We start from the raw sequence: 11,762 nt of genomic DNA, 5'->3' as shown, positions 1-11,762 counted from the left end.
CTGCTTCATCCCCGCCCTCGCGCCGACGCAGGCACAGGGCTCCAATCTGCCGCACTTTTAGTCCGGCGCGGCCGAACAAATCAGCCGCTTCTGTGAGGGATTATTGCTCCGGCTTTTACAGCCGCCGCGGACGGATGCAGTTGCATCCGTCCGTTTTGACGAAACGAGCGCGTTACGCGGAAATCCAGCCACGCGACAAAGCTGGCGCCGAGTGCACATCACTGAATACGAATTTCGGCCTGAAGCTCGGCGCCGAGGCCATCGCGATCAACTGCTTCACGGAGAGTTCGCGCAGGCTTTCGGATAGCTGGAGCTGCAGTTTCTTGAGTCGCATCAGCCGCACTGAGCGCGGCGCGGCAGAGCTTTCCTCGCGTTCGATCAGCTGGCGAATTTCCGCAGAACGCTCGAGAAGGGTGACGAAACGACGGGACATAGGTTCCTCCGGTCGGAAAATTGGAGGCATGTCCGGTGATGAACTCAAGACAGCACCGGGCACACCCGATGCGGTCCGACATCGCAGCGCCATCATTGGCTCTGCCAGAGGGGCCCGGCCCCGCAATCCGTATTGATTTAGGTTCTCTTTGCGTTCCGACAAGGGGCGCTCGGCAGATGCCCCGGAAAGATCACAATTGCTGCTGGGCCAAGGGCTCGTTCATCGGCAAACCCGCCGCCTCCCGGATGGCCGCTTTCGCGGCGATGACGTCAAAGTGGCCGGAAGCCCTTTGCGTTCTTCATGCTTTGAGAGAATGACGGGTTCAGGAGTCTCCATTTTCGTCATGGCCGCGAAGGCGGCCATCCACGACAATCACGCTGCGTATTTTCTGCGGAGCGAACACCGCACGTCGATCAATCTCTGGGCCGGCGCAGCGGTCATAAGGACATTTATGCGAGCCGCTATGCGGCTTCGAGCGTGGACAGCAGCATGCTCTCGAACACGCGGCGGCCGTCGGTGCCGCCGAGCGCCGTCTCATACAGGCGTTCGGGATGAGGCATCATGCCGAGCACGCGACCCGTTTCGTTGACGATGCCTGCAATGTTGCGCTGGGCGCCGTTGGGGCATGCCTCGGGCGACACAGCGCCTGATGCGTCCGAGTATCGGAACGCGACGCGGCCTTCGCTTTCGAGCCGGTCGAGCGTCTCGTTGTCCGCGAAGTAGTTGCCTTCGCCGTGCGCGATCGGAACCTTGATAACCTCGTCCTTGCGATAGCACTTCGTGAAGAACGTCTGGTCGTTCTCGACTTTCAGGAAGACGTCGCGGCAGATGAAGTTGAGCGATGCGTTGCGCATCAGCGCGCCCGGCAGAAGTCCCGACTCGCACAGGATCTGAAAGCCGTTGCAGATTCCGATAACCGGCGTTCCGGCGTTCGCCTTGGCGACGACGTCCTTCATGATCGGTGAGTGCGCGGCCATCGCGCCGCAGCGCAGGTAGTCGCCGTATGAGAACCCGCCAGGCAATACGATGACGTCGGACGAAGGCACGCTGGCATCGCCGTGCCAGACCATCTTCGGTGCGAACCCGGTGACCCGTTCGATCGCCGTTTTGACGTCGCGATCGCAGTTCGAACCCGGAAAGACGATGACGGAAGCACGGAGCATGGCGGCCTCTAAATGGTCGGCGGAATTCGGTGACAGCTGTCAACCATTGACTACTCGCAATCCCTGACGGGACGCAATGATCGCGTCCCGTGACCTAGCGAGACTCGCCCCGCGAGTCCACTTGCCGCCCCGTCGCGGCCTCACGCACCGCCGTTTGCGAGGCGGCGTCTTTCTGCCTCTTCTCTCGCGTACGGCCGCGCTTGTTCCCCTCCCTGCGGGGAGGAGCTAGGGGTGGGGTAACGAGCTAGGCGTGACGCAGTGGACCGGCCAGCGCTCTCTCGGGGTTTCCGGCATACGGTCATTGTCTCTGAAAATCCGCCTCGCCCTTCACCCCACCCCCAACCCCTCCCCGTCAAGGGGAGGGGAGAAGGGGCAATGACTGCGCATGGACTACCCCATCACGTATTTAAGTGCGGGGCCGAAGCGGTGAACGTTCGATTCGTACGGGTGTAAAGCATGCAGGTGCAGTCGCTCGCCATTGTTACAGAGCAGGCTTCGCAATAATCGAGCTTCGCGAACTACGGCTCCGTCCATTCCCCTCCCCCTTGCGGGGAGGGGCTGGGGGTGGGGGTGACGACCTGAGCGTGATGCAGTGGACCAGCCGGCGCTCTTTCGGAGTTTCCGGCATACGTTCACGTTCGGAAAATCCGTCCGACCCTTCACCCCACAGTGCGAGCGAAAACCTCTCGCGGGTGATGTCCCGCGTTTCACATGCCTCGGACAATCCGCTTCGTTCTTCACGCCACCGCCGACCCCGCGCATCAAGGGAGGGGGGAAAGTGGCGGCGAGAACCGCCATGTCGAAAGAAAGGAAGACGATCCGGTCGCCGTCACGGCATCGGAGAAAGCGGCGATCGTTCGCGCTTCTGGCGCTCGACATCATCGCGCGACGCATTCGTCAACCGCGTATCCTCGACCTTCAGCGCCGCCATCAGGGCGTCGACTTGCGACCGGTCGCCATAGGTGCAGGCCTTGCTCTGCGCCGTCCATACACCCGTCACCTGTTTCACGAATTTCCGCAAAGTGACGGCTGGATGCGCGGGTTCGCCCGGTGCCGTGAAGCGAATTTCGACACGCCACACGTCGGGACTGGTGAACGTCACAACGTCCTGACCTTCGACGCTTTCGCGTTGCGCTCCAGGCAGCCAAGCGAGCTGGTTATGCAGCGCTTCAAAGCCCACGCTGCAATCGAGATCTGGAGCGGCGACAGGATCTGAGAACGCTTGGCTGGTCCCAAACGCGGCAATGGCTAGCGTGATCCCTAGCCGGGCCCACATCAGGGCGCGATCTCGTAGCTGTAGTTCTCGATGACCATGTTCGCGAGCAGGTCCTTGCACATCCGCTCGACGATGGCGCGCGCCTTGTCCGGATCGCTCTCGGCCAAATCGACCTCGACGTATTTGCCCTGGCGGACATCGCTGACGCCCGAAATGCCGAGGCCCTTCACGGCGCCTTCGATGGCCTTTCCTTGTGGATCGAGGACGCCATTCTTTAACGTGATCTTGATGCGGGCTTTCATGTGCTCAGCTCTAGGGACGAGGTTTCAGGAAATAGGGATTGGCGTCGTCAGACAAGCTCCAATCCCTATTTCTCAATCCTTCAGTTCGGCTTTCCGTTAATCGGATTCGACGTGACGAGCACCGGGCCAGCCCCGCGCGGACGCGGGTTTTCCGTCAGCACGCCGAGACGGCGCGCGACTTCCTGATAAGCCTCGAGCACGCCGCCGAGATCGCGACGGAACCGATCCTTGTCGAGCTTGTCGCCCGACTGAGCGTCCCACAGCCGGCAGCAGTCCGGGCTGATCTCGTCAGCCAGAACGATGCGCACCTGCTCGTTGTCGTAGAGGCGGCCGAACTCGACCTTGAAGTCGACGAGCCGGATGCCGATGCCGAGGAAAAGCCCGACGAGGAAGTCGTTGACGCGCAGCGCCAGCTGCATGATCTCGTCGATTTCCTGCGGCGTCGCCCAGCCGAACGCCGTGATGTGCTCTTCCGAGACCATCGGGTCGTTGAGCTCGTCCTTTTTATAGTAGAATTCGACGATCGAGCGGGGGAGCTGCGAGCCTTCCTCGAGACCGAGGCGCGTCGACAAAGAACCGGCCGCGATGTTGCGGACGACGACTTCGAGCGGAACGATCTCGACTTCGCGGATCAGCTGCTCGCGCATGTTCAGACGCTTGATGAAGTGCGTCGGGACGCCGATCTCTCCGAGTTTCGTAAAAATGTACTCGGAGATACGATTGTTCAGCACGCCCTTACCTTCAATCAGCGCGTGCTTCTTCGCGTTGAAAGCGGTTGCGTCGTCTTTGAAATGCTGGATGAGCGTCCCCGGTTCGGGACCCTCATAGAGGACCTTGGCTTTGCCCTCGTAGATGCGCCGACGCTTGTTCATTCCTGGACCTCTGAGGATCAACAGCTTGCACTCACTCATGCTTAGATGTGATTTCTATCAACGCACACACACTCGCACGCGGACGCCTTGATTTTCCAACTTGTTTTCTGCATGTCGGGGTCAGGAGCCGCGCGCCTTTTCACGCTCGAAAGCCTAGCCGGGAGACTAGCCGAACGCAGGGAGCGGCACAATCTAGACCATGAGCCGCAGCACTTTTCGGAGGGCTTCGGCCAACCCATTGATTTCGCTCGCTACCCCGATTAATCCTGGTGAAGAGCGGATGCAACGGGAGCAATACGCCACGCGTCGAACGGGCGCCTTGTGGCATTACAACCTGAAGTGGTGAACCTCACCACCAGTCCAGCGCCAAGGAGATACGATCAGATGACCACGTTCAATGAACGCGAGCAGGGGTTCGAAAAGAAATTCGCTCTCGATTCGGAATTGAAATTCAAAGCCGAGAGTCGCCGCAACAAGGCCGTTGCCGAATGGGCGGGCGCCAAGCTCGGTCTCAGCGGAGAGGCGCTTGATGCCTACATCAAAGACGTTCGCAAAGCCGATCTTGCCGAAGCCGGCGACGATGATGTGTTCCGCAAGATCAAAAGCGATTTGACCGCGAAGGGCGTTGCCGTCGACGATACGGAAATCCGCTCCGCCATGGCGAGCGCGCTCGCCAAAGCCGTAACCGAACTCGAGTCGTCGAAGGGCTGATCGCTCCCGACGCCTGCTCACCGACGCTGCTCTGTACGAGAGTTCAGCCGAAAATTGTCATCCTCGGGCTTGTCCCGGGGATGATTTGTTTCCAGGCCCTTGCTCTAGCCGCGCCAGCGGAGCGACGCGCCCCGTCGTAGCATCCCCACCCGTCATGGCCGCACAGGCGGCCATCCACGAGACGATCGACCAGCCGTTGTTTTTCTTATGGGCTGATTTCCGCTGCGATCGCCGAGTGTTGAAATTGGAGTGGATGGCCGCCTCGGCGGCCATGACGTTGAAACGTGCAGCGGTTGCTGCCCTTGCAATCATCACGGTCAAGACCGCCCGGCGATCGTCGCGCGCATAACCCCGGCGCGGAGGCTTTGGGCACGATGTCTCCCGCCCATCTTCGATCGTCATGGCCGCGCAGGCGGCGATCGTCATGGCCGCGCAGGCGGCCATCCACGGCATCATTAACGGGCGTGAGTATCGCCGCGCCTAGCCCAGCTTCTTCAGGAATTGTCCGAACTGGAGCAAGCCCTCCGGCCAAGGTCCATGGCCTGAAGCGATGTTGATGTGGCCGCTTTCGCCCGCGTCGCTGAGAGACGCACCCCACGTCTCGGCCAAGTGTTCGGCGCGCGCATAACTGCAATAGAGATCGTTGTTGGCGACGACGAGATGGGCCGGGAAAGGCAATCGCCGTTCGGGCATCGTCTCGAATCCGCGCGGCCCCCTTTCGGGCGGCCAGCGTTTGCCGCCGGTATCGGGCCAGAACTGCGCATAATCGACGTCGGCGGGCGCCACGAGAAACGCGCCGATGACTCCGCTGCGCTTCAGCTTGTCGGCCGCGTAGACGAGCGCCGGAACGCCGAGCGAATGCGCTACGGCGACGACCGGCTGCGTCGCGCCGCTCGCGAATTTCGCCATGCGGTCGCCCCAGGTCTCGACGTCGGGATTGTCCCAGTCTTCCTGAACGACCCTGCGTGCCGTCTTGAGGTTGCGCTCCCATCGCGATTGCCAGTGGTCAGGGCCGGAATTCTGCCAGCCCGGCACGAGGAGAATGTCGATTTCGGATGTTTTCATCGGCGACGTGCTTAGCCGACGCTCAGGGGTGTGGGAAGCCTCGGACGTCGTTTTCAGCGCTGTTTGGGGAACCCCAACGATAAGGTCGCGTTGCTCTTGGCATCAAACCCCCGCCCGCGTTAGGAGAGCACGATGAAGATCGAAAACCTCGAAGACCTGTTCAATCACACGCTTGAGGACATTTATTACGCCGAAAACAAGCTCGTAAAGGCGCTTCCGAAAATGGCGAAAGCCTGCGATTCCGCCGCGCTGGCGAAGGCCTTCATGGGACACTGCGAGGAAACCAAGGAGCACATCACGCGCCTTGACGAAGTTTTCAAAGCTATGGGCCGCAAGTCCAAGGCCACCGAATGTCCCGCCATCAAAGGCATTCTCGAGGAAGGCGAAGAACTGATGTCGGAGATCAAGGACGCCGACACGCGCGACGCCGCGATGATCGCCGCTGGCCAAGCCGCCGAGCACTATGAAATTACGCGCTATGGGACGCTGGTGTCGTGGGCAAAATTGCTCGGCCACAAGGACGTCGCGACGATCCTCGAGAAGACTCTGAAAGAGGAATACAGCGCCGACGACAAGCTGACCAAGCTCGCCGAAAGCCGCCTCAACAAGGAAGCAGCGTAACTCTCAGGCATCAAAGCGGCGGCGCGATGGGATCGGAGGCGAGGAACAGCCGGTACGTCGCGCCGTTCGCGCTGCCGTTCGATCGTGTCAGCGTGCCAAGCTCGGTCACAGTGCGAAACTTCGATTTGAGCAGCGGAAGATCGACGCGCCGGTCAAGTTCGACGTAAAGCACTGGCTTATGCAGCACCTCGGAAGAGATCGGCGGCAGGAATTCATAGCGGATGCGTTGATCGAGCTGCGCGACGTCGCTCTGCCCGTTGAGCGCGAACGCAAGTTGGCCCGTCGTGGCATAGCTCGACGTCGCGACCCATGCGGCTCCGGATTCGATGCGTTTTTTCTCAACCTCATCGCCGAGTGCGTGCCATCCGTGCATCTGTTCGGTTGGGTCCTTCATGCGCGCGGCTGCTGGGATCGAGCGCAGGGCATCGAAATAGATGATCGCGGTCACGAGAAAGCCGAACCCGAGCGCCGCCGCGCAGATCGCCGTGCGTCGACGCTCCGGCGTTATCGCGTGAATGGCGAGCGCCGCGCAGATCGCAAGCGGCGGATAGAGCGGCGCCGGCCAATTGCCTTGGACGCGGTCGTGCAGAGCATGCACGGCGAAATAAATCAACATTGGCAGCACGGCGGCTGCGAGCAGAATATCGTTGCTTCTGCGATGCCGGATTGCGGATCGCAAAACTTGGATCAATCCGAGGATCGCAAGCACCGCGATCACCGGGCTCGCCAGTGCCAGGAGTGTGCCGATGAATTCGACAAAATAGAGCGGTCCTGCGAGCGTGCCGCTATGTCCGACGCGTCCGAACTGTTTGCCGAAAGATGCCCAATCGTGTTCGGCGTTCCAGATAACGACGGGTATCGACGCGGCGATCGCCACGAGGCCGCCGATCCAGAGTTGCGGGACGCGGAACCATCGGCGATTTTCAGGCATCGCAACAAGCCAGAGCACAATCGTCGCGCCGAGAAAAAGGTTCGTGTATTTCGACAGGAGACCGAGCCCCGCGAACGCGCCGATCGCCAGCCACCAGTTTGCGTTCTTCGAATGATCGAGTTCCGCGAGCGCCCACAGCACGAGACCCGCAAACAGCACCGACGGCAGATCGGGAGTCATCAGGAGGCCGCCGATGGCGAGCAGCGGCATCGCAAGCAAAATCCAGACGGCGGTTCGTGCCGTCTCGCGCCCATAGAGCAGGAACGCCGTTCGCCACAGCAAAACGGCGCCGAGGAGATGGCAAAGCGGCGCGACGAGGCGCACGCCAAGCGTCGTGTCACCGATCAGCACGCGGCCTATTCCGATCAGCCACGCGATCATCGGCGGGTGATCGTAGTAGGAGAGCGACGGCGCCAGCGACCAGAGGCGATAATAGGCTTCGTCATCGACGAGGCCCGTCGCGGCCGCCATGACGAGGCGAAGCGCAAAGAGAGCAAGCGCCGCCGCGATCAGAATGGTATCGGCGCGATCGACGCGCGAGATCTCCGCCGCCGCGATGGCGGGTGATGCGTCTGGCAGATCGCGCATTATTTTCTCCACGTCAGCATGGAGCTGACCGCATAGTTGAACACCGCCGCCATGACGGCGCCGGCGATGCCTGCGCGCCACCAGCTGGCATCGCGCAGGTAGATGAGTTCGGCGACGCCGACGTTCGCCAGCGTGCCGATGCTGCAGACGAGATAGAACGTGAGCAGGCCCTTGAACGCCGCGACGCCGGTCAATCGCCGGTCGCGGAATGTCAGCGCGTTATTCAGGAAGAAATTCGATGTCATCGCGACGAACGCGGCGCCAAACTGCGCGGCGTTGAACGGGATATGCGTCGTAATCAAAAAGGTTCGGAGCGCCGCAAGGTGCACAACAAGACCCGTTGCTCCGACGAGCGCGAACAGGAAGAAGCGCGGCGAGATCGTATTGCCCGAAAGCTTCGAAAGCAGCAGTCCGAGGAAGTCGGCGATGACGAGAGCGTCGAGCTTCGATGTCCCGAGCTGTCGCGGCCGGAACTGATACGGCATTTCGACGATCTTCAGATTCGCCGGTGCCGACGCCAGAATATCGAGCAACAGTTTGAACCCGCCGGTCGCGAGGTTCGGAGCGATGCCGTCGATGGCATCGCGACGGATCATGAAAAACCCGCTCATCGGATCACTGACGTTCGTCTTGATCAGCAGGTTTGAGAGCCGCGTCGCGAACGTGCTGGCGTTGCGGCGGAGTTTGGAGAAGCCGCCTCCCGCATTGCCCGATTGTGCGTAGCGCGTCGCTATGACGAGATCGGCGTTTCCGGATTCGATGGCGTCGAGCATTTTCGGCAGCAGCGCTTCGTCGTGCTGAAGATCGGCGTCGATTACTGCGACGGTATCGGCGGCGGATGCCATCATGCCCTCGATGACGGCGCCGGCGAGTCCGCGCCGGCCGACTCGCCGGATGACGCGAACGCGCCCGTCGTGCTCGCCGAGCGTCCGGACGGCCGCAACCGTGCCGTCGGGACTGTCGTCATCGACAAAGATGATTTCCCACGCGATCGTACCAAGCGCGCGTTCGATCGCAGCGATCGTCGGGGCGACGTTCTCCGCTTCGCAATAGGTCGGCACGACGATCGAAACGCGCGGGCGCGTCACAGCTGGCGCGTGCGGTAGCGGGAAGTCCATCGGTTGCGCCGGCGTGATAACGTTCATCGCTTGTAGTCTTTCAATCGGGCCCGGACATGTAAGCATCCCGCCGGGCAATGGTCAGCAGGCCGATCAGTTCGGCGGGGATCATCAATTTGGCCTAGGCCGGAGCCTCTCGACGTTCGGCGACATCGGCTGTCCGGATCGTGTCGAAAAGAAGTTGCAGGCTGGCGGCCGTCAGCGCCATGAGAACGCCCGCGAAGATGACGTCGGAAAGAAAATGTCCGCCTTGTGCGATGCGTGTCAGTCCGGCGAGGCTGCCGAGAACGATGCCGAGCAGGATCAGTCGTCGCGAGTGCCGCCTGAGCAGGAACGCCACCGCGAAAAATACGATGTAAACGGCCGATGCTTCTCCCGATACGAATGAACAATTATAGCCGCATTGATCCGACGGCGGAAAAACCGGCGTGAACGCTTTGGCGCCGCCGAACTCGATGACGTCGCGCGGTCGCGCGCGGCCCCAATGATCCTTGAAGCCGATGTTGCTGATGACAAGCGGTCCGATGATCAGGCAAAGCGTCAGGAACAGCCATTTGTTGAACGCCAGGCCTAGAAAGCTCCCCGCGGGCCTCCCGGCGACGACAAGTCCGACGACGGTCGCGGCGCATACGAAGTAAAACGCGAAGCTGAAGCCGTTGCGGACGGTCCAAACGAGCGATGAGTTGAGGCCGCTGAAGCGGTTGTTGCCTTCATAGAAGGCGTGCGCGATGGCCATGTCGAGGCCGGGCAGCGATTGAAACAGGACGAAGGCGATGGCTCCGGTCGCCAGAGCCGCCTTGATCATCGCGGGAGCGGAGACCCCAGGTCGCGCATCCGCGTCGTGAACGTCCCAATGGCCGTTCGGTCCGAAACTGACTTCCGGCGCCCACATCGCAATCAACCCCACAGCCCCAAATCGGGCCGCAAGGTCGTCAGCCGCCGTGACAACGCTGTGTCGCTTCCGCTACAGTTATGTAAACATCGGTTGACGTGGCCGGAAGAGCGCATGAAGGGGCACGCGGATTGGACCGGCGCCCTGTGCCGTATCGTGCAGCTAGCGTTCCCCGAACACCCGCTTGAAGATCGTGTCGACCTGAGCGGTGTGATAATCGAGATCGAACATGGCCTCGAGCTTCGCCGGCGGAATCTTCGCCGTGACGTCCTTGTCGCTCTTGAGCTCGGCGAGGAAGTCCTTGCCCTGTTCCCAAGTTTTCATCGCGTTGCGCTGGACGAGCGCATAGGCGTCCTCGCGGCTGACGCCTGCCTGCGTCAAGGCCAGGAGGACGCGCTGGGAATTGTGCAGCCCGCCGAGCTTGTCGAGGTTCTTTTTCATGTTGGCCGGATAGACGACCAGCTTCTCGATGGTCCCCGCAAGACGGTTCAGCGCGAAATCCAGCGTCACCGTCGCGTCGGGACCGATCATGCGCTCGACGCTGGAATGCGAGATGTCGCGTTCGTGCCAGAGCGCCACGTTTTCCATCGCTGGGATCGCGTATCCCCGGACGAGCCGGGCGAGCCCGGTCACGTTCTCGGACAGGACGGGGTTACGCTTGTGCGGCATCGCCGACGAGCCCTTTTGTCCTGGCGAGAAATATTCTTCCGCCTCGAGAACTTCCGTCCGTTGCAGATGCCGGATCTCGATCGCGAGGCGCTCGATGCTCGAGGCGACGACCCCGAGGATCGCGAAGTACATGGCGTGCCGGTCGCGCGGAATGATCTGCGTCGAGACCGGTTCGGGCGTCAGGCCCATCTTGTCCGCGACGTAAGCCTCGATGCGGGGATCGATATTGGCGAACGTACCGACGGCGCCGGAGATGGCGCACGTCGCGACTTCCTTGCGCGCGGCGACCACGCGCTCGCGGGCGCGTTCGAACTCGGCATAGGCGAAGGCGAGCTTGAGCCCGAAGGTGGTCGGCTCGGCGTGGATGCCGTGGCTGCGCCCAATCGTGACCGTATCTTTGAATTCGTAGGCGCGCGCCTTCAACGCCGCGAGCAGCCGATCGATATCGCCGATGATGATATCGGCGGCGCGTACCAGCTGCACGTTGAGGCAGGTATCGAGAACGTCGGATGACGTCATGCCCTGATGCACGAAACGCGCTTCCGGCCCCACAAATTCGGCAAGGTGCGTCAAAAATGCAATAACGTCGTGTTTGGTGACGGATTCGATTTCATCAATTCGCGCCACGTCGAATGTCGCGGCCGAACCCTTTTCCCAGATCTTTTTCGCCGCATCCTTCGGAATAAGGCCGATTTCGGCACTGGCCGTCGCGGCGTGCGCTTCGATTTCGAACCAGATCCGAAAACGCGTTTCCGGCTCCCAGATCGAGGTCATTTCTTTGCGGGAATAACGAGGGATCATGATCGGCAATTCCTTGATGCAGCGCGGGAGGCGTAGCAGAGCGGCAACGGTGCAGCAATCAATCGTGCGCTTTTTCAGTGAATTATTAGGGTTTGCTCGCAACAGGCACCTTCGCTGCCGTGCAGCTAATGCTCTGCAATAATTCGTGAAAGCAAAACTCGTTTCTCGCCAGTCCGTCGCCACGATCACGTAGCCTAGATGCGCGTGTTGGGCGCAGGGAGCGCGGTCGGTTGTTCAGCTTGTATTCACTGCAGCTAAGCCACAGTCGTGCAAATCGTCGATCATGCTTTCTAATACTGCATTTAATTCGCGGTTCTGCGTCCTAAATTGAAAGCAAGTGAGTCGAAAGGAATGGAGAGGAGTGGGAACCTCGAAATACC

13 protein-coding genes are annotated in these 11,762 nt (G+C 61.1%); 3 read left to right on the top strand and 10 right to left on the bottom strand.

The features are described from left to right. Nucleotides 1–172: 172 nt before the first annotated feature. The 5 genes from WC026_RS13755 to purC all read right to left on the bottom strand — a co-directional run bounded on the left by WC026_RS13755 (nucleotide 173) and on the right by purC (nucleotide 3,986). A complete protein-coding gene (locus WC026_RS13755) occupies nucleotides 173–433 on the bottom strand; it encodes a hypothetical protein (protein WP_372711579.1) in 261 nt (86 codons plus the stop codon). A 461-nt stretch (nucleotides 434–894) separates the two neighbouring features. Beyond that, the gene (purQ, locus tag WC026_RS13750; protein ID WP_372711578.1) at nucleotides 895–1,596 is read right to left on the bottom strand and encodes a phosphoribosylformylglycinamidine synthase subunit PurQ; all 702 of its coding nucleotides are present in this window, start codon (nucleotides 1,594–1,596) and stop codon (nucleotides 895–897) included. An 829-nt stretch (nucleotides 1,597–2,425) separates the two neighbouring features. Next, nucleotides 2,426–2,872, bottom strand: coding sequence for a hypothetical protein (locus WC026_RS13745; RefSeq protein WP_372711577.1), 447 nt, complete (start codon nucleotides 2,870–2,872; stop codon nucleotides 2,426–2,428). Next, entirely contained in the window at nucleotides 2,872–3,114 is a 243-nt protein-coding gene (gene purS, locus WC026_RS13740) for a phosphoribosylformylglycinamidine synthase subunit PurS (protein WP_013216058.1), read from the bottom strand. Before purS ends, WC026_RS13745 begins: the two co-directional genes overlap by 1 nt. Nucleotides 3,115–3,194: 80 nt before the next feature. After that, nucleotides 3,195–3,986, bottom strand: coding sequence for a phosphoribosylaminoimidazolesuccinocarboxamide synthase (gene purC / locus WC026_RS13735; RefSeq protein ID WP_372711576.1), 792 nt, complete (start codon nucleotides 3,984–3,986; stop codon nucleotides 3,195–3,197). Between the two features lie 384 nt (nucleotides 3,987–4,370). Here purC and WC026_RS13730 point away from each other — a divergent pair, with 384 nt between their 5' ends. Then, nucleotides 4,371–4,697 carry a DUF1476 domain-containing protein gene (locus WC026_RS13730; protein ID WP_372711575.1) on the top strand — a complete coding sequence of 109 codons (327 nt, stop codon included), beginning with the start codon at nucleotides 4,371–4,373 and terminating at the stop codon, nucleotides 4,695–4,697. A 154-nt stretch (nucleotides 4,698–4,851) separates the two neighbouring features. Continuing rightward, nucleotides 4,852–5,046, top strand: coding sequence for a hypothetical protein (locus WC026_RS13725; RefSeq protein WP_372711574.1), 195 nt, complete (start codon nucleotides 4,852–4,854; stop codon nucleotides 5,044–5,046). A gap of 131 nt (nucleotides 5,047–5,177) precedes the next feature. On the opposite strand, the gene WC026_RS13720 is transcribed toward WC026_RS13725, so the two are convergent. Beyond that, on the bottom strand, nucleotides 5,178–5,762 hold the full coding sequence (locus tag WC026_RS13720) for an RBBP9/YdeN family alpha/beta hydrolase (protein ID WP_372711573.1): 585 nt from the start codon (nucleotides 5,760–5,762) through the stop codon (nucleotides 5,178–5,180). Nucleotides 5,763–5,894: 132 nt separating this feature from the next. Between WC026_RS13720 and WC026_RS13715 the strand changes: the two genes are divergently transcribed. Next, complete coding sequence (locus tag WC026_RS13715; protein WP_372711572.1) at nucleotides 5,895–6,383, top strand: ferritin-like domain-containing protein; 489 nt, start codon at nucleotides 5,895–5,897, stop codon at nucleotides 6,381–6,383. A gap of 10 nt (nucleotides 6,384–6,393) precedes the next feature. On the opposite strand, the gene WC026_RS13710 is transcribed toward WC026_RS13715, so the two are convergent. From WC026_RS13710 to purB, 4 genes are all read right to left on the bottom strand, one after another. Then, nucleotides 6,394–7,902 carry an ArnT family glycosyltransferase gene (locus tag WC026_RS13710; protein ID WP_372711571.1) on the bottom strand — a complete coding sequence of 503 codons (1,509 nt, stop codon included), beginning with the start codon at nucleotides 7,900–7,902 and terminating at the stop codon, nucleotides 6,394–6,396. Beyond that, on the bottom strand, nucleotides 7,902–9,047 hold the full coding sequence (locus tag WC026_RS13705; RefSeq protein WP_372711570.1) for a glycosyltransferase: 1,146 nt from the start codon (nucleotides 9,045–9,047) through the stop codon (nucleotides 7,902–7,904). Before WC026_RS13705 ends, WC026_RS13710 begins: the two co-directional genes overlap by 1 nt. 94 nt (nucleotides 9,048–9,141) lie before the next feature. Then, nucleotides 9,142–9,912, bottom strand: coding sequence for a phosphatase PAP2 family protein (locus tag WC026_RS13700; RefSeq protein ID WP_372711569.1), 771 nt, complete (start codon nucleotides 9,910–9,912; stop codon nucleotides 9,142–9,144). Nucleotides 9,913–10,074: 162 nt separating this feature from the next. Beyond that, a complete protein-coding gene (gene purB / locus WC026_RS13695) occupies nucleotides 10,075–11,382 on the bottom strand; it encodes an adenylosuccinate lyase (RefSeq protein ID WP_372711568.1) in 1,308 nt (435 codons plus the stop codon). Nucleotides 11,383–11,762 lie beyond the last annotated feature (380 nt).

This window comes from Hyphomicrobium sp., assembly GCF_041674905.1.
In the GTDB taxonomy this organism is placed as follows: Bacteria; Pseudomonadota; Alphaproteobacteria; order Rhizobiales; family Hyphomicrobiaceae; genus Hyphomicrobium_B.
Note: the sequence above shows the minus strand (reverse complement) of the source record. Positions and strands in the feature narration are given on the sequence as shown.